The organism is Pseudomonas corrugata (assembly GCF_050920615.1).
Lineage (GTDB): Bacteria > Pseudomonadota > Gammaproteobacteria > Pseudomonadales > Pseudomonadaceae > Aquipseudomonas > Aquipseudomonas corrugata.
In genome coordinates this window covers 5604778-5624244 of the sequence record NZ_CP130434.1, presented here as the reverse complement: position 1 = coordinate 5624244, position 19467 = coordinate 5604778, and the positions used below count along the sequence as shown (strand labels likewise).

Sequence of the window (19467 nt, the reverse complement as noted above, 5' to 3'; positions counted from 1 at the left end):
GATCGTTACGCCTGAAAGGGTAACGATCAGGGACGTTGACGGGCATAGTCCAGGAAGGCCTCGATGTTATCGCTGCACAGCAATGCTGACACCGACTTGACCTCCTCCACCGGCCATTCCCACCAAGCCGATTCCAACAGCGCCCGTCGTACCGGCTCTTCGAAGCGCCAGCGAATGAACCGGCACGGGTTGCCGCCGACAACGGCGTAAGGCTCGACATCGCGAGTGACTACCGCTCCGGCGGCGACCACCGCCCCGTGGCCGATAGTCACGCCGGATAGAATCATGGCCTCGGCACAGATCCAGCAATCGCTGCCTATCACCACATCGCCCTTGGTTGGGTTGCTGCCGGGAATATGCCTGGCCTCGTCGATCATCAATGGGAACGGGAACGTGCTGACCCAGTCCATGCGATGCCCACCGCCCAGCAGGATCTTCACGCCTTGGGCAATAGACGTGTAGGACCCGACCTTGAGCACCGTGTCGTCGCCAAATTCGGTCACTTCGGGAATGCCGTAGGTGCCCACTCCGATCTGGTATTTCGGATAGCGCAGACGGATCTTTTCGGGAGACCTTTCGAGCTTTTCCAAACGTTTGAGGTGCTTGCGGACCTTGCGCTCCTTGAGCTTCTGCAAAAATTTCATGGTCGGGACCTTGTCGTGAAGCGTGGCCGGAGCAGCCTCTTGAACCGCTTGAAACTGGTTTTGTTCAGGTGACGCCACGGAATACTGCGCAGCAATTGCCAGGCCTCCTTCCGATCTTCGATCACCGCGTACTTCAACGCCTTGTGCACCAGCACCGTGCGGGCCGACTCGTAGGCCGGATAGTCTCGATAGGGTTCGATGGCTTGCAGGTCCGCCTTGAGCATCAGTCGGTACTTTCTCGACAGGTTATTGGGGTGGCGTCGATACCGCGTAACACAGATGGGAAGCTCATGGATTTCGTAACCCTGATGAGCGATCCGCAGGGTGATCTGGAAATCCTGGACCCGCAGCTGCGGATCATAGAATCCGGCGTCACGCAGTGCGCTCATTCGATACAGCGCAGTCGGCGCGCCGATGACGGCGGCTTCGCGCAGGATGTCATCGAAGGTATGTACCTGGACATGCTCGCGCTGTTGTTCCTTGATGACGTGTCCTTCGCTGTCCATGTAGATGATGAGGGCGCCGACGCAACCCACGTTCGGATGCTGGTCGAGATAATGGGCCCTGACCCGGATCGAGTGGGGCAGCATCACGTCGTCAAGATCGGGGGTTGAGACGTAGGTGCCCTTGGCATGCAGCAACCCATGATTGAGCGCCGCGCTGACACCCCGATTCGCCTGGGAGTGCAGCTGGAAGTCGTAGGTTTGCTGCAACTGCCGGAGCAGGGCGAGGCTGTTGTCGGTGGAGCCGTCGTCGACCACGATCACTTCGACGTTTGGGTAATCCTGGGCAAAGAGGCTATGCATCGCTTCTTCCAGGTATTGCTCGGCGTTGTAGCAAGGGGCCACGATCGACACCAGTGGCGGTGTCGACAGTTCAGGGGCTTGCTGGGGAGGCAGTTCAGTATTCATTGTGATTCGCAACGAAAAGGGTGGCATCTGGACGGCCCTGCCAGGTTCATCCGCCACCGTTGTTTGTAACAGGACTGACACCTATGCTCGCCTTTGGATCCAGTCCTGGCAAGGCTTGGCATGTCATGGCTGTAAATCCACCCGGAGTGGCTCAAGGCTATTATTGGTGCGCTGAATAAATCATTCCTTTGGCTGATTTGAACCGTGTATAAGGCCTCTAGAGTGCTTACTTCCAGTCACGACCATGCAGTCAGAAAAGGATTCTTATGTTGCAGACTCGCGTTATTCCTCCCGCCGAAGGCGCTTATCAATATCCACTGCTGATCAAGCGGCTGCTGATGTCCGGTGTGCGTTACGAGAAAACCCGCGAGATCGTCTACCGTGACCAGTTGCGCTACAGCTATCCGACGCTGATCGAACGGGTGGCACGGTTGGCCAACGTGCTGACCGAGGCCGGGGTCAAGGCGGGCGATACCGTGGCGGTGATGGACTGGGACAGCCATCGCTATCTGGAATGTATGTTCGCGATCCCGATGATTGGTGCAGTGATCCACACTATCAACGTGCGGCTCTCACCGGAACAGATTGTCTACACCATGAACCACGCCGAGGACCGCTTCGTGCTGGTCAATAGCGAGTTCGTCGGGTTGTACCAGGCCATAGCCGGACACCTGACCACGGTGGAGAAGACCCTGCTGCTGACCGACCTGCCGGAAAAAACTGCCGACCTGCCCAACCTGGTGGGCGAATACGAGCAGTTGCTGGCGGCCGCCAGCCCCGTCTACGACTTCCAGGACTTCGACGAAAACTCCGTCGCCACGACCTTCTACACCACCGGCACCACGGGCAATCCCAAGGGCGTTTACTTCACCCACCGGCAACTGGTGCTGCACTCCCTGGGCGAGGCGACCATCATGGGGGCCATCGACAGTGTGCGATTGCTGGGCACCAATGATGTGTACATGCCGATCACGCCGATGTTCCATGTGCATGCCTGGGGCCTGCCGTACGTGGCGACCATGCTCGGCCTCAAGCAGGTCTACCCCGGCCGCTACGATCCCGAGCTCCTGGTTCAGTTGTGGCGAAAGGAGAAGGTCAGCTTTTCCCATTGCGTGCCGACCATCCTGCAGATGGTGCTCAATGCCAAGGGTGCCCAGGGCACCGATTTCGGCGGCTGGAAGATCGTCATCGGCGGTAGCGCCCTGAATCGCAGCCTGTACGAAGCCGCCAAGGCCAGGGGGATTCAGCTCACTGCCGCCTATGGCATGTCGGAAACCGGTCCGTTGGTATCCTGCGCCCACCTCAACGAGGAATTGATGGCCGGCAGCGAGGACGAACGTGTCAGCTACCGGATCAAGGCCGGTGTACCGGGCCCCTTGGTGGACGCCGCCATCGTCGACGCAGAAGGCCGGTTCCTGCCGGCCGATGGCGAGACCCAGGGCGAATTGGTGCTACGCGCGCCTTGGCTCACCGAAGGCTACTTCAACGAACCGCAGAAGGGTGCCGAACTCTGGGCCGGCGGCTGGCTGCATACCGGTGACGTCGCCACGCTGGACAGCATGGGCTTCATCGACATCCGCGACCGTATCAAGGACGTGATCAAGACGGGGGGCGAATGGGTCTCGTCCCTGGACCTGGAAGACCTCATCAGCCGTCACGTGGCGGTACGCGAAGTAGCAGTGGTGGGCATTCCCGATCCCCAGTGGGGCGAGCGCCCGTTTGCCTTGCTGGTGATTCACGAAGGGCATCAGGTCGGGGCTCGCGAGCTCAAGGAGCACCTCAAGCCTTTCGTCGAACAGGGACATCTGAGCAAGTGGGCGATTCCGAGCCAGATCGCCCTTGTTACGGAAATTCCCAAGACCAGCGTCGGCAAGCTCGACAAGAAACGCATCCGCGTCGACATTGCCGAATGGCAGAGCAACAACAGCACCTTCCTGTCCACGCTTTGAGGTGATCTGCCGCGTCCGAAAGGGCGCGGCAGCCCCACCAAGCAAGCGCTTGCCTTGTCAAACAGCGAATTTCAGCCATCCTTGCCGTGCCGACAGATGTCGGTCTGGCAAAGGACTGTTCCAGATTGGTCGGGGGCTGCAAATCACACTTTAGAGGGATCAAGCCGTACTACCTGCTGGCTATAGTCCGCTCAAGGATTTTCAAGGATAGGGCACCTGCACGAACGGGCGATGCGACTTTGAATGAGTGCCGCAACCCTGCCGCTGGCCACCGAAGACGTTCCTTGGAAATACCCCCCTGCCATAACAATAAAGAACATGGAGTAGCGTCGAATGACCTCTGCAAACACGTTCTGGCGCCGGGCAAAATTGCCTCTGGCGGTCAGTCTCGCCTCTTCGCTCGCCGGGCCTGCGTTCGGCGTCAGTTTCAACATCGGTGAAATCGAGGGCCAGTTCGATTCGTCCCTGTCGGTGGGGGCGAGCTGGTCCACGGCCAATGCCAACAAGGACCTGATCGGCGTCAACAACGGTGGCAGGGGCCTGTCCCAGACCTCCGATGACGGTCACTTGAACTTCAAGCGCGGGGAAACCTTCTCGAAGATCTTCAAGGGTATTCATGACCTGGAGCTGAAGTACGGCGATACCGGCGTGTTTGTGCGGGGTAAGTATTGGTACGACTTCGAACTCAAGGACGAGAACCGTCAGTTCAAGGACATCAGCGACAGCAACCGCAAGGAAGGCGCCAAGTCCTCCGGCGGGCAGATACTCGATGCTTTCGTTTATCACAACTATGCCATTGCCGATCAACCGGGCTCCGTTCGCTTGGGCAAGCAGGTCGTCAGTTGGGGTGAAAGTACCTTTATCCAGGGTGGCATCAACTCCATCAACCCGGTCGACGTGTCCGCGTTCCGTCGTCCCGGTGCCGAGATCAAGGAGGGCTTGATTCCGGTCAACATGTTCTATGTGTCCCAGAGCCTCACCGATAACCTGTCGGCTGAAGCGTTCTATCAGTTGGAGTGGGACCAGACGGTTGTCGATAACTGCGGGACGTTCTTTTCCCAGCCGGATGTGATTGCCGATGGGTGTACGGATAATCTGCGGGTGTTGAACAAGCGTTCCACTATTCCCGGAGCAGCCCTTCCGACGCTGGATGCATTCGGCGTGGATGTCAACGAGGAAGGCGTTCTGGTGCGCCGTGGTCCTGATCGGGACGCTCGTGACAGCGGCCAGTGGGGCGCGTCCATGAAGTATATGTTCGAACCACTGGATACTGAGTTCGGTGCCTACTTCATGAACTACCACAGCCGCGCACCTATTTTCAGTGCCACGGGAGCGCCTTCACAGTTCTATACGACCCCGCTGGGACCATTAGCGGGGCTACGTCCTCTGATCGTTGCAGGGAATTCCAATTACTTCGTTGAATACCCGGAAGATATTCGCCTGTACGGTCTGAGTTTCTCCACGACCCTGCCTACCGGTACGGCGTGGAGCGGCGAACTGAGCTATCGCCCGAATGCACCGGTACAATTGAGCACCACTGACATTCTTTTCGCTGGCGTCCGTCCGATCGGGGGGCCGTTGGCTGACGCCTCGGTGCTCACGGGGGTGCCAGGCCAGGATCTGCATGGCTATCGTCGCAAGGAGATCACTCAATTCCAGACTACCTTTACCCATTTCCTCGATCAGGTCATGGGCGCCAGTCGTCTGACCCTGGTGGGTGAAATTGGTGTGACGCATGTCGGCGGTCTGGAAAGCAAATCTGAAGCCCGCTACGGTCGAGATCCCGTGTTCGGCCCGGGTCAATTGCCAAACGGTACCTGCGAAGCACTCAACGCCTCGACCGCCGCAGGCGGCGGCCAGACTGCCGGCAACGTCAACAGCAACTGCAACAACGACGGCTTCACCACCGCCACCTCCTGGGGCTACCGTGCGCGCGCCATTTGGGAATACCCGGACGTCTTCGCCGGCGTGAACCTCAAGCCCAACGTGGCCTGGTCCCATGACGTCAAAGGCTATTCGCCAGGTCCTGGCGGCAACTTCGAGGAAGGTCGCAAGGCCGTCAGCCTCGGGCTGGATGCCGAGTACCAGAACACCTACAACGCGAGCCTGGCCTACACCAACTTCTTTGGTGGCGACTTCAGCACCGTGGACGATCGCGACTTCCTGGCGCTCAGCGTCGGCGTGACCTTCTAAGCATCGTATTCAGGACGACACACTATGAAAATAACAAAGAGTCTGTTGCAGGCCGGCGCACTGGGACTGTCCCTGCTGGCCGCCAGCGTCATGGCCGCGGTGCCTGCGGGCGAGGCCGACAAACTGGGCAAGAGCCTGACGCCAATGGGCGCCGAGATGGCCGGTAATGCCGACGGTTCTATTTCTGCCTGGAAACCCATGGCGAAGAACGCCGGTAGCGTGGACAGCAAGGGGTTCCTCGCCGATCCGTATGCCAGCGAAAAACCGCTGTTCATCATCACCGCGCAGAACGTCGAGCAGTACAAGGACAAGCTAGCGCCGGGCCAGTACGCGATGTTCAAGCGCTACCCGGAAACCTTCAAGATGCCGGTCTACCCGACCCATCGTGGCGCCACCGTGCCGGATGAGGTGTTCGCCTCCATCAAGAAGAACGCGGTCAACACCAAGCTCGTATCCGGAGGCAACGGCCTGGAAAACTTCGAGACGGCCGTGCCGTTCCCGATTCCCCAGAGCGGCGTCGAGGTGATCTGGAACCACATCACCCGCTATCGTGGCGGCAGCGTGACGCGCCTGGTGACCCAGGCCACACCGCAACCCAACGGCTCCTACAGCCTGGTGTACTTTCGCGACCAGTTCGTGTTCCGCGACAAGATGAAGGATTTCGATCCGGCCAATCCCGGCAATATCCTGTTCTACTTCAAGCAGCAAGTGACCGCGCCGGCACGCCTGGCCGGTGGCGTGCTGCTGGTGCACGAAACCCTCGACCAAGTGAAGGAGCCGCGTTCGGCCTGGGTCTACAACGCCGGCCAGCGTCGGGTGCGTCGGGCGCCACAGGTCTCCTATGACGGGCCGGGTACCGCCGCCGACGGCCTGCGAACCTCCGACAACCTGGACATGTACAACGGTGCGCCGGATCGCTATGACTGGAAGCTGGAAGGCAAGAAAGAGCTGTACATAGCCGCCAACAGCTACAAGATCGACTCGCCACAACTCAAGTATGCCGACATCCTGAAGGCTGGCCACATCAACCAGGACCTGGCGCGCTATGAGTTGCGTCGTGTCTGGCATGTCACCGCGACCCTGAAGGAAGGCCAACGCCACATCTATGCCAAGCGCGATTTCTTCATCGACGAAGACACCTGGCAGGCGGCGGTGATCGACCATTACGACGGTCGTGGCCAACTGTGGCGTGTTGCCGAGGCCCATGCCGAGAACTACTACGACAAGCAAGTGCCGTGGTACGCCCTGGAAACCCTCTACGACCTGCAATCCGGGCGCTACCTGGCCCTGGGCATGAAGAACGAAGAGAAATCGGCCTACGATTTCGGCTTCACTGCCACCACCGCGGACTTCACGCCGAATGCGCTGCGCCAGGAGGGTATCCGCTAAACCGCTTTACCCCGAGGCCGCATCCTCGGATAAACGCCCCGACTGGTTCGGGGCGTTTGTTTTTTGGCCTGAATGTGGCAGCAAGGCTTGCCCGCGATGGAGTTAACGCGGTTTGCCCTGGAACCGAGGCGCCTTCATCGCGGGCAAGCCTTGCTCCCACGGGATGTGTCGTCAGGAGATGTCGATTTGTAGTCTTTTTGTAGCCATTTGTAGCACTCCCTTCAATACCTCTTCGTTTACGGCTAGTCTGCGGACATCTGCAACGCCGCCACCTGCATTTAAACAAGAGCCGGCCATGACCGATCTGTCTTCACTTCCGGATTCTGCCCGCGCAGCCATCGCGGTACAGGACGGGCGCTTCTACCGACCGCCGTTGCCCGACGGGCACGTCGTGCGGCCGCGGTTGTGCGAGCGTTTAAGTGCGGGGCTCGGCGGCAGATTGCTGTTGGTCAGTGCGCCGGCGGGGTTCGGCAAAAGCTCCCTGGCAGTGGAGTTCTGCCAGAGCCTGCCGGTGCATTGGCAAAACCTCTGGTTGGGGCTCAACGTCAGGGACAATGACCCGGGACGCTTTCTGGAGCGGCTGCTCGAAGGGCTCCAGGCGCTTTTTCCGCAGCTGGGTGGCCGGGCAGCAGGGCTGCTGAAAATGCGTCAGCGCCACCAGCCCTTTGCGTTCGAAGAATGGCTCGACGGCCTGCTGGATGAGTTGACCAGTCACCTGACGCTCCGCAACCCCTTGCTGTTGGTGCTTGACGATTATCACCTGGCCCAAGGCGCCGTGCTGGATCGTTGCTTGCAGTTTTTCCTCAATCACCTGCCTGACGGTTTGCTGGTACTGGTCACCAGTCGCCAGCGCCCGAACTGGCATCTGGCGCGCCTGCGCCTGTCGCGGCAATTGCTCGAACTGAATGAACAGGACCTGCGCCTGACCCATGGCGAAGCCCTGACCTTGCTCGAGCATCACAGTAGCTCGCTGCGCGGTGAAGCCTTGGAAAACCTCATCCTGCGCAGCGAAGGCTGGGTCGCCGGGCTGCGTTTCTGGTTGCTGGCCGCCTCCGAAGCCGGTTCCGAGGGACGGCTGCCCCAGGCGCTGCACGGTGGGGAAGGGCTGATCCGCGATTATCTGCTCGAAGAAGTCATCGACTGCCTGCCCGCCGAGGTACAGGCGTTCCTCTACGACACCGCGCCACAGGATCGCTTTTGCAGCGAGCTGTGCGATGCGGTGCGCGAAGCCCATGATAGCGCCGAGATCCTGCAATACCTGGCAGCCCATCAGGTATTCCTGGTGCCCCTGGACGAACACGGTCACTGGTATCGCTATCACCATCTGTTCTCTGATCTGCTGCGCAGCCGCCCCAGCGCACCGGCCATGGTGCCGGCCGCAACCCTGCATTTGCGTGCCTGTCGCTGGTTCAACGCCCAGGGCATGATCGACGAAGCCGTGGAGCAGGCTTTGCGGGCCGGGCATCTGGATGTGGCGGCGAACCTGGTGCAGACCCTCTCCGAGGAGCAGCTGCTGGCCGAGCAGAACGTCGGCATGTTGCTGCGCTGGAAGATGGATTTGCCCGACAGCCTGCTCATCAGTACCCCGAGGCTGATCGTGCTTTACAGCTGGGCGCTGGGGCTGGCCTGTCAATTGGACGCCGCCGAAGAGCTGGCCGCCCACCTGAGCCGCTTCCTGCCGGCACCGTCGGCCACCGCGCAAAAGTCCATGCTTGCCCAATGGTTGGCCCTGAGTGGGATCGTCGCCCGCGGCCGGGGGGATCGTGAAGCCACGGTGCGTTATTGCACCGAAGCCCTGGAGAGCCTGCCGAGAAAACGCTACGGCCAACGACTGATGTGCCTGTCCACATTGGCGAACCTGGCGATTGCCGACGGTGACCTGTGGCGCGCCCGTTGTTTGAACCGAGACTCCCTGGAGCTGGCACAGCGGGTCGGCAATCCCTTGTTCGAAGCCTTGGCCCACTATGATCGCGCCCGGGTCCTGCAGGCGCGGGGAGAGGTCCTGCGGGCGCTGGATGAAGTGCGCCAGGGCCTGCAACGTTTACACAAACTCTCGCCCCAACGGCTTTATGCGGTACGGGCGCGGTTGATCCTGTACGAAGGGTTTCTGCTGACCTTGCGCATGCAGCCCCAGGCCGGATTGGCGCGGTTGCAGGCCGGCCTTACCGAAGCTCGGGCTTGCCGCGACATCAGCGTGCTGCTGGGTCATTGCGTGATCGCCCGTATCGAAGGCAATAGTGGCGAGTTCGCCCGGGCCTTTGCCGAACTGGCCGAAGCCGAACGCCTGATGCACATCTGGGATGTTCCGCCGATTTATTACCTGGCGATGATCACCCTGGTCAAATGCGAGCTCTGGCTGGCTCAGGGCCGCACCGAGCTGGCCGAAGCCTGGTTGGCACGGCTGGGGCGGACCTACACCGGCGGACAGGCTGCCGCACCGCCAGAGTTCCACCCGCAGTTGCCGCTGCACGTCGAGCTGCAACAGGCGTTGTTGGAGTCCATCCGGGGCCAGCCGATGCTGGCGGAAGGGCGGCTCAACGCCTTGCTTGAACATGGCCAGCAAACCGGCCGGCAGATGCTCTGCGTGATGGCCCTCAACCAGAAAGCCGCCTTGTTGCTGAGCGTCGGTCGTGAGCCGGAGGCCCGCAGCACCCTCGCCCAGGCTTTCGAAGCCGCCGCCGGTGGTGTATTGCAACCTTTCGAATGGCTGCTGGGCGACGAGCATCGTGAATGGCTGCGTGAGCAACTGCTGCAGGCTCCCTCCAGCACCTTGTGCCAGAGTCTGCTCGAACGCCTGCCGACATCAACGCAACCTGCCGACTCCCCGGCACCTGTCGAAAGCCTCAGCAGTCGGGAACGGGCGGTGCTGCAACTGATTGCCCAGGGCTGTTCCAACCAGGAAATCAGCGAGCAGTTGTTCATTTCGCTGCATACCGTCAAGACCCACGCCAGTCATATCAATAGCAAGCTCGGCGTGGAGCGTCGCACCCAGGCCGTGGCGAGGGCCAAGGAGCTGGGGTTGTTGGGCTGAGTCCAGCTGCGCAAAGCAACCTGCCACAGAAGCCAGCCAGTAAAGGAATGACTCGATGTTACCCCGGTACAAAACCATCCCATCGCCGGTCGGCCAACTGATCCTCGTCGCCCGAGGCGCAAGACTGGCCGCTATCCTGTGGGAAAACGAGCGGCTGAACCGCGTGCGCCTGGGCCCCTTGGAGGAAGACATCCATCACCCGGTGCTCAAGGAAACCGAGCGTCAACTGATGGAATACTTCGCCGGCCAGCGGCGCCGTTTCGAGCTGGAGCTGGACTTTGTCGGCACTGATTTCCAGAAGCGGGTCTGGCAGGCACTGCTGACCATTCCCTTCGGTGAGACCCGCAGCTACCGCGACATCGCCATCCAGATCGGTCAGCCGACCGCTGTTCGGGCGGTAGGGGCAGCCAACGGCCGGAATCCCATCTCGATCATCGCTCCCTGCCATCGTGTCATCGGCACCTCCGGCAGCCTCACCGGTTTCGCCGGTGGGCTGGCTGCCAAGCAATGGCTGCTCAGCCTCGAAGGTCAGCAGAGCCTTCAATTGGCGTTCTGACCTCAACGGACAGCCCTCACCGGAAAACCTGCGTCCATGAAAAAGCCCGCCCGATCACAGGATCGGGCGGGCTTTTGATATTACGTGCAGCTTACTTCTTCAAACCGTAATGCTCATCGAGCATGCCGGGCGAATTCGGTGCCTTGGGCGCGTAGTCCCGAGGTGGTTCCTGATCCCTTGGTGGAGTCAGGCGTTCCCGTGGAGCCTGCGCCGAGTCGGCGTGCAGGGCGGCCAGCAGGCGCTGGCGAGTCTGTTCGTCCAGGGCCAGGCGGTTGGCACCCTCGGACAAATGATCCTGAACATCCTGGTAGCTCTGGGTGAGTTTCTTCACCAGAGAAGCGGTGGCGTTGAAGTGGGTCACCACCTCATTCTGATAACTGTCGAAACGTTCCTGAATGTCGTCCAGCTGACGTTGCGTGCTGTTGGGCACTGCGTTGGGCAGCAGTCGGGCAAGCAGGAATCCAATGGCGACACCGGCAACCAGGGCAAGAGTCGGCAACAACCAAACTAAGAGCGAGTGTTCCACGAGTCCTTCCTCTATAAACGGCTTTGCTTTACGTTAACGGCTCGGACCTGCGCTGTATACCGCGAAGAACATCGCAATCATGCCAGGCACAGACTTTTAGCTAGACGAGTCGACCCTATCCGGGGTCACGGAGTTCTTTCCCTTGCTTATGCGCGAAACCCCTGTAGTCATCGAAGGCCCGGTGGGCCAACTGGAAGCCTTGTACCTGGACAGCGAGGCGCCCCGTGGCCTGGCGCTGATCTGCCATCCGAATCCGGTGCAGGGCGGGACCATGCTCAATAAAGTGGTCTCGACCCTGCAACGCACGGCCCGGGATGCCGGTCTGGTCACATTGCGTTTCAATTATCGCGGCGTCGGCGCCAGTGCCGGTAGCCATGACATGGGGACCGGTGAAGTGGACGACGCCGAGGCCGCCGCCGCATGGCTGTGGGAAAAACACCCGCAACTGCCCTTGAGCCTCTTCGGTTTTTCCTTCGGCGGCTTCGTTGCTGCCAGTCTGGGTGGGCGGCTCGAAGCCCAGGGGCAATCGCTCAAGCACCTGTTCATGGTGGCCCCGGCGGTGATGCGCCTGGACGAGCAGTCGCCTTTGGCGAAGAGCGGCGCGTTGACGGTGATCCAGCCGGAAAATGATGAAGTCGTCGATCCCCAACTGGTCTACGATTGGTCCGATGCGCTCCAACGCCCCCATGAGCTGCTGAAAGTGGCAGAATGCGGACACTTTTTTCATGGCAAGCTGACCGATCTCAAGGATCTGCTCCTGCCGCGCCTTTCGAATTGACAGCAGTCTGACAAGCGATAATTCATGACGACTCGTACCCGTATCCTGACCGGCATCACCACCACTGGCACCCCGCACCTGGGCAACTATGCCGGCGCCATCCGCCCGGCGATTCTCGCCAGCCGCGACAGCAATGCCGATTCGTTCTACTTCCTGGCCGACTACCACGCCCTGATCAAGTGCGATGACCCGCTACGCATCCAGCGCTCGCGGCTGGAAATCGCCGCGACCTGGCTGGCCGGTGGCCTGGACGTGGATCGCGTGACCTTTTATCGCCAGTCCGATATCCCCGAGATCCCGGAACTGACCTGGCTGTTGACCTGTGTCGCCGCCAAGGGCCTGCTCAATCGCGCCCATGCCTACAAGGCCTCGGTGGACAAGAACGTCGAGGCCGGCGAAGACCCGGACGCCGGCATTACCATGGGCCTGTACAGCTATCCGGTGCTGATGGCCGCTGACATCCTGATGTTCAACGCCCACAAGGTGCCGGTCGGTCGCGACCAGATCCAGCATGTGGAAATGGCTCGGGACATCGGCCAGCGCTTCAACCACTTGTTTGGCCAGGGCAAGGAATTTTTCACCATGCCCGAAGCGCTGATCGAAGAAAGCGTCGCTACGCTGCCGGGGCTCGATGGTCGCAAGATGTCCAAGAGCTACGACAACACCATTCCGTTGTTCAGCAGCGCCAAGGACATGAAGGACGCGATTTCGCGGATCGTCACCGACTCCCGAGCACCGGGTGAGGCGAAGGACCCGGACAATTCGCACCTGTTTACGCTGTTCCAGGCCTTCGCCACCCCGGCCCAGTCAGCCGAGTTCCGCAGCGAGCTGTTGCAGGGCCTGGGCTGGGGAGAAGCGAAGAATCGTCTGTTCCAGTTGCTCGATAGCGAGTTGGGTGAGTCCCGCGAGCGTTATCACCAGTTGATCGAGCGGCCGGCGGATCTTGAAGACATCCTGCAGTTGGGCGCGAAAAAAGCCCGGGCCGTGGCGACGCCGTTCCTTGCCGAACTGCGTGAAGCCGTTGGCCTGCGTTCATTCGTCAGTCAGGTTCAGGTGGCGGCCGGCACGAAGAAGAAAGCGGCCAAGGCGGCGCGCTTTGTCAGCTTCCGGGAAGACGACGGCAGTTTCCGCTTCCGCCTGTTGTCGGCGGATGGAGAAGAGCTGCTGTTGTCGAGTCGTTTTGAAGATGGCAAAACGGCTGGTCGAGTGACCAAAGTCCTGCAACTTGGCGAAGTGTACGAAGTACACAGTGAAGAGCTCAGCTTTCGCGTCTGGATGCTCGGTGAGTATATCGGCGAAAGCCCGGTATTCGCTGACAGTGCGGCAAGAGACGCTGCTATTGAAGCGCTGCACGCTGCGCTGAAACCCGCCCAGGAATAAATCAACGGCACGACCCGATAAGGGCCGATTGCCATTCTTACGGGCCGTCGCTACAGTGACGGCCCGTTTTTGTTGCCTTGCTAACGAATATGACGCCCCTAGAACGATATCAAGCTGATCTGAAACGCCCGGAGTTCTTCCACGACGCAGCCCAGGAAACGGCCGTGCGGCACTTGCAGCGCCTGTACGACGACCTGATCGCCGCGTCGAGCAACAAGCCGGGCTTGTTGGGAAAACTGTTCGGCAAGAAGGAACTGGCGCCGGTCAGGGGCCTGTACTTCTGGGGCGGTGTGGGGCGTGGCAAGACCTACCTGGTGGACACTTTCTTCGAGGCACTGCCTTTCAAGGAAAAGACCCGTACGCACTTCCACCGCTTCATGAAGCGTGTGCATGAAGAGATGAAGACCTTGGGTGGCGAGAAGAACCCATTGACCATCATCGCCAAACGTTTCGCCAATGAAACGCGGGTGATCTGCTTCGATGAGTTCTTCGTGTCCGACATCACCGATGCCATGATCCTCGGCACCCTGATGGAAGAGCTGTTCAGGAACGGCGTGACCCTGGTCGCCACGTCGAACATCGTGCCGGACGGCTTGTACAAGGACGGTCTGCAACGGGCGCGCTTCCTGCCGGCCATTGCGTTGATCAAGGAACACACCGAAATCGTCAACGTCGACAGCGGCGTCGACTATCGCTTGCGCCATCTCGAACAGGCGGAGCTGTTCCATTACCCACTGGATGCCGCTGCCGAAGAAAGCCTGCGCAAGAGCTTCCGCGCCTTGACGCCGGAATGCACCCAGGCGGTCGAGAACGATGTGCTGATGATCGAGAATCGCGAGATCCGCGCAGTCCGCACCTGTGACGATGTGGCCTGGTTCGATTTCCGTGAACTGTGCGATGGCCCACGCAGCCAGAACGACTACATCGAACTGGGCAAGATCTTCCACGCCGTACTGCTCAGCGGCGTCGAACAGATGAGCGTTACCACCGACGACATCGCCCGTCGCTTCATCAACATGGTCGACGAGTTCTACGACCGTAACGTGAAGCTGATCATCTCGGCCGAAGTCGAACTCAAGGACCTCTACACTGGGGGGCGCCTGACGTTCGAATTCCAGCGGACCCTGAGTCGCCTGCTGGAAATGCAGTCCCACGAGTTCCTGTCGCGGGCGCACAAGCCTTAGGCTGATTCGGAAAACACAAAGGGCCTGCGATTGCAGGCCTTTTTTATGGCTGATCCACCGCATAACCCTGTGGGAGCGAGCCTGCTCGCGATGGCGGTGGGTCAGCTTGCTACGATTCTGAATGTGCCGCCGTCATCGCGAGCAGGCTCGCTCCCACAGGGGGGCGTGGGGTCCGAAGCCTTACGCCGCCTGCTGGAATTGCTGCCGGTACTGGTTCGGCGACAGGTCTGTGTGTTGGCGGAACAGCCGTGCGAAGAAGCTCGCGTCGTCGTAGCCGACTTCGTAGCTGATGGTCTTGATGCTCTTGCGGCTGCCGGAGAGTAGACCCTTGGCGGTTTCGATGCGCAGCCGCTGCAGGTAATGCAGCGGTTTGTCACCTGTAGCGGTCTGGAAGCGGCGCATGAAATTGCGAATGCTCATGCCGTGTTCCCGGGCGACGTCCTCGAAACGGAACTTGTCGGCGAAGTGCTCTTCGAGCCAGTGCTGGATCTGCAGGATGATCACGTCCTGGTGGAGCTTCTGACCGCCGAAACCGATCCTGCCCGGTGAATAATTGCGCTGCACTTCATACAGGATGTCCCGCGCCACGGCTTGGGCCACGTTGGCGCCGCAGAAGCGTTCGATGAGGTAGATGTATAGGTCGCACACCGAAGTCGTGCCGCCTGCGCAGAACAGGTTGTCGGCGTCGGTCAGGTGCTTGTCCTGGTTCAGGTGTACTTGGGGAAAACGCTCCCTGAAGGCGTTGAAGAAGCGCCAGTAGGTCGTGGCTTCCTTGCCATCGAGCAGCCCGGCCTCGGCAAGCCAGAACACGCCAGTGGCCTCGCCGCACAGTACGGCGCCGCGAGCGTGCTGTTCCCGCAGCCAGGGCAGGACCTGGGGATAGCGTTGGCAAAGGGTGGGGAAGTCATCCCAGAACGCCGGCAGGATAATCACATCGGTGTTTTCCAGGCCACCATCCACCGGCATGATCACTTCGCTGAAGCTGTTTACCGGTTTGCCATCAGGGCTGACCAGGCGGATCTCAAACGCCGGTGTCAGGCCCTGGCCCAGTTGTTTGCCGTAGCGCAGGCTGGCCAGGTGGAAGAAGTCCTTGGCCTGCATGAGGGTGAAAGCGAAAACCCGGTCGACTGCGAGGATACTGACGCGCCGCAAGGGCGTGGAGGGTTGCATAGACATAATTTCATCTTGTTTTTATAGGGGAAAGTGGTCACCAGACGGCTGGATCGTCTTATTTTTTGTCGGATGTGTCCAGTGTCCTATGGCACATCCCAGGCTTAGGCTCTGTCGGATAACCCCATCCAACAGTAACCGAAGGTGCGCCATGATCCCGAGAACCCTGTTCAGTCCCGAGCACGAACTGTTTCGCGACAGCGTGCGAACGTTCCTGGAAAAAGAGGCCGTGCCGTACCACAGCCAATGGGAGAAGCAGGGGCATGTCGATCGTCGACTCTGGAACAAGGCCGGGGAGGCGGGGATGTTGTGTTCGCATCTGCCGCAAGCTTATGGCGGGCTCGACGCGGACTTTCTCTACAGTACGGTGGTGATAGAGGAGATCGGCCGTCTGGGGCTGACGGGTATCGGCTTTTCACTGCACTCCGATATCGTTGCGCCATACATCCTGCATTACGGCAGCGAAGCGTTGAAGCATAAATACCTGCCGAAACTGGTCTCCGGCGAAATGGTCACGGCCATCGCCATGACCGAACCCGGGGCAGGTTCCGACCTGCAAGGAGTGAAAACCACAGCGGTACTGGACGGCGATGAATACATCATCAATGGTTCGAAGACCTTCATTACCAATGGCTTTCTCGCTGACCTGGTGATCGTGGTCGCCAAGACCGATCCGAAAGCCGGCGCCAAGGGAACCAGCCTGTTCCTGGTGGAAGCGGGCACGCCTGGTTTTGAGAAGGGCAAGCGCCTGGAGAAAGTCGGAATGAAGGCTCAGGACACGTCGGAACTGTTCTTCCAGGATGTCCGCGTGCCGAAGGAGAACCTGCTAGGTCAGGCCGGAATGGGGTTTGCCTACCTGATGCAGGAATTACCCCAGGAGCGCCTGACTGTCGCGATCGGTGGCCTGGCCTCGGCCGAAGCGGCGCTGCAGTGGACGCTGGACTACACCCGCGATCGCAAGGCTTTCGGTAAATCCATAGCGGACTTCCAGAACACCCGCTTCAAACTGGCGGAAATGGCCACCGAGATCCAGATCGGCCGGGTCTTTGTCGACCGCTGCCTGGAATTGCACCTGCAGGGCAAGCTCGACGTGCCGACGGCAGCGATGGCCAAGTACTGGGGCACGGACCTGCAATGCAAGGTGCTCGACGAATGCGTGCAGTTGCATGGCGGCTACGGCTTCATGTGGGAGTATCCGGTGGCCCGGGCGTGGGCGGATGCGCGGGTGCAGCGGATCTATGCGGGGACCAATGAAATCATGAAGGAGATCATTGCGCGGTCGCTTTGATTGCGTTGTGGTCTTGGGGTGATCGTTCCCACGCTCTGCGTGGAAACGCCGCCAGGGACGCTCTGCGTTCCGCTCTGGTGACGCGGAGCGTCACCGGATGCATTCCCACGCAGAGCGTGGGAACGATCAGCAACCCTTGTGGGAGCGAGCCTGCTCGCGATTGGGTCTATGGGTCAATCAAGGAGCAGGATTCGGCTGATCCCTGTGAATCGCCTCGATCCCCGCCAGCACTTCGTCCGACAGCTTCAGGTCGAAGCTGACGATATTGCTGTCCAGTTGTTCAAGGGTGGTTGCGCCGATGATGTTGCTGGTCACGAACGGTTGTTGCGTGACGAACGCCAGGGCCATTTGCGCCGGATCCAGGCCGTGTTCACGGGCCAGCGCCACATAACGGCTGCAAGCCGCTTCCGATTGTGGGTTGAAGTAGCGCATGAAGCGGCTATAGAGCGTCAGGCGGCCCTTGGCCGGTCGTGCACCGCCCTCATATTTGCCCGACAGGAAGCCGAACGCCAGCGGTGAATAGGCCAGCAGCCCGCACTGCTCGCGAAGGGCGACTTCCGCCAGGCCGATCTCGAAGCTGCGGTTGAGCAGGTTGTACGGATTCTGGATCGACACCGCTCGCGGCCAGCCACGGGCTTCGGCCAGGGCGAGGAATTTCATGGTGCCCCATGGCGTCTCGTTGGACAGGCCTATATGGCGGATCTTGCCGGCACGGACCTGTTCATCGAGGGCCTCGAGGGTTTCCTCCAGTGGGGTGAAGTCCTCATCAGCCTTGTGTTTGTAGCCCAGTTGCCCAAAGAAATTGGTGCTGCGCTCCGGCCAGTGCAACTGGTAAAGATCGATCCAGTCTGTTTGCAGGCGCTTGAGGCTGGCGTCCAGCGCTTCGACAATGTGGCGGCGGTTGTGCTTGAGATGCTTGTCGCGGATGTAATCGATGGTGTTGCCGGGGCCGGCGATCTTGCTCGCCAGGATCCAGTCGGCACGGTCTCCACGGCTTTTGAAATAGTTGCCGATGTAGCGCTCGGTGGTGGCATAGGTCTCGGCCTTGGGCGGGACCGGGTACATCTCGGCGGTGTCGATGAAATTGATGCCGGCACCCTTGGCGCGTTCGATCTGGGCGAAAGCCTCGGCCTCGCTGTTCTGTTCACCCCAGGTCATGGTTCCGAGGCACAGGGCGCTCACGTTCAGATCGGTACGGCCTAGCTGGCGATAGTCCATCGGGTACTCCTTGGGCAAAACAATCATAAAAGCAGGTTGAAATATTTTTCGCAATCTGCATAATTGCGCACCTCTTTCTGCAGTGGAAGTGATGCGCCGCCGCCGAAGAATCTTGCCGTTGAACGGACGCGCCGACCCGAGCCCCCGAAAGCGTCTGTATCCGGCTGCCTTTGACTTGTCAAAGTACGCACTATTCAGTAAGATCCGCCGTCTAATTTACAGGGCGGCCCCTGAGGCTATAAAGAATGAAAACTTTTACTGCTAAACCGGAAACAGTACAGCGCGACTGGTTCGTCGTCGACGCTGCTGGTCAGACCCTGGGTCGTCTGGCCACCGAAATCGCGAGCCGTCTGCGTGGCAAGCACAAGCCTGAGTACACCCCTCACGTTGACACCGGTGACTACATCGTCGTGATCAATGCTGAGCAAGTACGTGTTACTGGCGCTAAAACCACTGACAAAATGTACTACTCCCACTCCGGTTTTCCGGGCGGCATCAAGTCGATCAACTTTGAAAAGCTGATCGCCAAAGCCCCTGAGCGCGTGATCGAGACCGCGGTTAAAGGCATGCTGCCTAAGAACCCGCTGGGTCGCGACATGTATCGTAAGCTGAAGGTTTATGCGGGCGCTGCTCACCCTCATACTGCTCAGCAGCCCCAAGAACTGAAGTTTTAACGGAATAGTTCATTATGTCGGCGACTCAAAATTACGGCACTGGCCGTCGCAAGACTGCAACCGCACGCGTTTTCCTGCGTCCGGGCACTGGTAACATCTCCATCAACAACCGCTCCCTGGATAACTTCTTCGGCCGCGAAACTGCCCGCATGGTAGTTCGTCAGCCGCTGGAACTGACCGAGACCGTCGAAAAATTCGACATCTACGTCACCGTTATCGGTGGTGGTGTAAGTGGTCAGGCTGGCGCAATCCGCCACGGCATCACTCGCGCTCTGATGGACTACGACGAGACCCTGCGTAGCGCCCTGCGCAAAGCTGGCTTCGTTACTCGCGACGCTCGCGAAGTTGAACGTAAGAAAGTCGGTCTGCGTAAAGCGCGTAAGCGTCCGCAGTACTCGAAGCGTTAATTTTCGCTTCCGCTTTCAAAAGGCGCCCAGTTCCTCACGGAGCTGGGCGTTTTTTTATGGGCGAAATAAATGCTCTGTGACAACTTGCCACATTCGTAGACCCCCTATACTACAAGGCTTGGCGGTATGGTCGCTTGGTAATTACCTTGTCAGAATTGGGGGTTTTCAT

Annotated in this window: 16 protein-coding genes; 11 read left to right on the top strand and 5 right to left on the bottom strand. The window is 59.9% G+C overall.

Translation table 11 applies throughout. From position 1 onward, the window contains the following. Positions 1-26 precede the first annotated feature (26 nt). Positions 27-644: a CatB-related O-acetyltransferase gene (locus QZH45_RS25055; RefSeq protein ID WP_024778113.1), complete on the bottom strand. Its 618-nt coding sequence runs from the start codon at positions 642-644 to the stop codon at positions 27-29. Further along, entirely contained in the window at positions 641-1555 is a 915-nt protein-coding gene (locus QZH45_RS25050; RefSeq protein ID WP_033034356.1) for a glycosyltransferase family 2 protein, read from the bottom strand. Before QZH45_RS25050 ends, QZH45_RS25055 begins: the two co-directional genes overlap by 4 nt. A gap of 266 nt (positions 1556-1821) precedes the next feature. On the opposite strand from QZH45_RS25050, the gene QZH45_RS25045 reads away from it, so the two are divergent. The 5 genes from QZH45_RS25045 to QZH45_RS25025 all read left to right on the top strand — a co-directional run bounded on the left by QZH45_RS25045 (position 1822) and on the right by QZH45_RS25025 (position 10673). After that, the gene (locus QZH45_RS25045) at positions 1822-3504 is read left to right on the top strand and encodes a fatty acid--CoA ligase (RefSeq protein WP_024778111.1); all 1683 of its coding nucleotides are present in this window, start codon (positions 1822-1824) and stop codon (positions 3502-3504) included. Between the two features lie 333 nt (positions 3505-3837). Beyond that, positions 3838-5697 (top strand): DUF1302 domain-containing protein, encoded by a 1860-nt coding sequence (locus QZH45_RS25040; RefSeq protein WP_024778110.1) that lies wholly within the window; start codon positions 3838-3840, stop codon positions 5695-5697. Between the two features lie 24 nt (positions 5698-5721). After that, positions 5722-7086, top strand: a complete 1365-nt coding sequence (locus tag QZH45_RS25035) for a DUF1329 domain-containing protein (protein ID WP_024778109.1) — start codon at positions 5722-5724, stop codon at positions 7084-7086. A 295-nt stretch (positions 7087-7381) separates the two neighbouring features. Next, the gene (locus QZH45_RS25030) at positions 7382-10117 is read left to right on the top strand and encodes a LuxR C-terminal-related transcriptional regulator (RefSeq protein ID WP_024778108.1); all 2736 of its coding nucleotides are present in this window, start codon (positions 7382-7384) and stop codon (positions 10115-10117) included. Between the two features lie 55 nt (positions 10118-10172). Then, a complete protein-coding gene (locus QZH45_RS25025; protein WP_024778107.1) occupies positions 10173-10673 on the top strand; it encodes a methylated-DNA--[protein]-cysteine S-methyltransferase in 501 nt (166 codons plus the stop codon). Between the two features lie 91 nt (positions 10674-10764). Here QZH45_RS25025 and QZH45_RS25020 read toward each other — a convergent pair whose 3' ends face one another. Continuing rightward, on the bottom strand, positions 10765-11199 hold the full coding sequence (locus QZH45_RS25020) for a YhcB family protein (protein WP_024778106.1): 435 nt from the start codon (positions 11197-11199) through the stop codon (positions 10765-10767). Positions 11200-11347: 148 nt separating this feature from the next. Between QZH45_RS25020 and QZH45_RS25015 the strand changes: the two genes are divergently transcribed. The 3 genes from QZH45_RS25015 (at position 11348) to zapE (ending at position 14541) form a co-directional block, all read left to right on the top strand. After that, positions 11348-11977 carry an alpha/beta hydrolase gene (locus QZH45_RS25015; RefSeq protein WP_024778105.1) on the top strand — a complete coding sequence of 210 codons (630 nt, stop codon included), beginning with the start codon at positions 11348-11350 and terminating at the stop codon, positions 11975-11977. A gap of 24 nt (positions 11978-12001) precedes the next feature. After that, positions 12002-13357 (top strand): tryptophan--tRNA ligase, encoded by a 1356-nt coding sequence (locus QZH45_RS25010; RefSeq protein ID WP_024778104.1) that lies wholly within the window; start codon positions 12002-12004, stop codon positions 13355-13357. Between the two features lie 89 nt (positions 13358-13446). Then, a complete protein-coding gene (zapE, locus tag QZH45_RS25005; protein ID WP_024778103.1) occupies positions 13447-14541 on the top strand; it encodes a cell division protein ZapE in 1095 nt (364 codons plus the stop codon). 180 nt (positions 14542-14721) lie between these two features. Here the strand turns inward: zapE and QZH45_RS25000 are convergent, their stop codons facing one another. Continuing rightward, the gene (locus QZH45_RS25000) at positions 14722-15618 is read right to left on the bottom strand and encodes a GlxA family transcriptional regulator (RefSeq protein WP_173668656.1); all 897 of its coding nucleotides are present in this window, start codon (positions 15616-15618) and stop codon (positions 14722-14724) included. A gap of 244 nt (positions 15619-15862) precedes the next feature. Between QZH45_RS25000 and QZH45_RS24995 the strand changes: the two genes are divergently transcribed. Continuing rightward, on the top strand, positions 15863-16999 hold the full coding sequence (locus QZH45_RS24995) for an acyl-CoA dehydrogenase family protein (protein WP_024778101.1): 1137 nt from the start codon (positions 15863-15865) through the stop codon (positions 16997-16999). Between the two features lie 177 nt (positions 17000-17176). On the opposite strand, the gene QZH45_RS24990 is transcribed toward QZH45_RS24995, so the two are convergent. Further along, positions 17177-18217 (bottom strand): NADP(H)-dependent aldo-keto reductase, encoded by a 1041-nt coding sequence (locus tag QZH45_RS24990; protein ID WP_024781111.1) that lies wholly within the window; start codon positions 18215-18217, stop codon positions 17177-17179. A 245-nt stretch (positions 18218-18462) separates the two neighbouring features. On the opposite strand from QZH45_RS24990, the gene rplM reads away from it, so the two are divergent. Together rplM and rpsI are read left to right on the top strand one after the other, a co-directional pair. Beyond that, positions 18463-18891, top strand: coding sequence for a 50S ribosomal protein L13 (gene rplM / locus QZH45_RS24985; RefSeq protein WP_024781110.1), 429 nt, complete (start codon positions 18463-18465; stop codon positions 18889-18891). A 14-nt stretch (positions 18892-18905) separates the two neighbouring features. Then, positions 18906-19298 carry a 30S ribosomal protein S9 gene (gene rpsI, locus QZH45_RS24980; RefSeq protein WP_003228056.1) on the top strand — a complete coding sequence of 131 codons (393 nt, stop codon included), beginning with the start codon at positions 18906-18908 and terminating at the stop codon, positions 19296-19298. The last annotated feature ends 169 nt before the right edge of the window (positions 19299-19467 follow it).

Bases quoted from the DNA above. Each gene is read 5' to 3' on its own strand.
- QZH45_RS25055 (WP_024778113.1), bottom strand. From the start codon at position 644: ATGAAATTTTTGCAGAAGCTCAAGGAGCGCAAGGTCCGCAAGCACCTC.
- QZH45_RS25050 (WP_033034356.1), bottom strand. From the start codon at position 1,555: ATGAATACTGAACTGCCTCCCCAGCAAGCCCCTGAACTGTCGACACCG.
- QZH45_RS25045 (WP_024778111.1), top strand. From the start codon at position 1,822: ATGTTGCAGACTCGCGTTATTCCTCCCGCCGAAGGCGCTTATCAATAT.
- QZH45_RS25040 (WP_024778110.1), top strand. From the start codon at position 3,838: ATGACCTCTGCAAACACGTTCTGGCGCCGGGCAAAATTGCCTCTGGCG.
- QZH45_RS25035 (WP_024778109.1), top strand. From the start codon at position 5,722: ATGAAAATAACAAAGAGTCTGTTGCAGGCCGGCGCACTGGGACTGTCC.
- QZH45_RS25030 (WP_024778108.1), top strand. From the start codon at position 7,382: ATGACCGATCTGTCTTCACTTCCGGATTCTGCCCGCGCAGCCATCGCG.
- QZH45_RS25025 (WP_024778107.1), top strand. From the start codon at position 10,173: ATGTTACCCCGGTACAAAACCATCCCATCGCCGGTCGGCCAACTGATC.
- QZH45_RS25015 (WP_024778105.1), top strand. From the start codon at position 11,348: ATGCGCGAAACCCCTGTAGTCATCGAAGGCCCGGTGGGCCAACTGGAA.
- QZH45_RS25010 (WP_024778104.1), top strand. From the start codon at position 12,002: ATGACGACTCGTACCCGTATCCTGACCGGCATCACCACCACTGGCACC.
- zapE (WP_024778103.1), top strand. From the start codon at position 13,447: ATGACGCCCCTAGAACGATATCAAGCTGATCTGAAACGCCCGGAGTTC.
- QZH45_RS24995 (WP_024778101.1), top strand. From the start codon at position 15,863: ATGATCCCGAGAACCCTGTTCAGTCCCGAGCACGAACTGTTTCGCGAC.
- QZH45_RS24990 (WP_024781111.1), bottom strand. From the start codon at position 18,217: ATGGACTATCGCCAGCTAGGCCGTACCGATCTGAACGTGAGCGCCCTG.
- rplM (WP_024781110.1), top strand. From the start codon at position 18,463: ATGAAAACTTTTACTGCTAAACCGGAAACAGTACAGCGCGACTGGTTC.
- rpsI (WP_003228056.1), top strand. From the start codon at position 18,906: ATGTCGGCGACTCAAAATTACGGCACTGGCCGTCGCAAGACTGCAACC.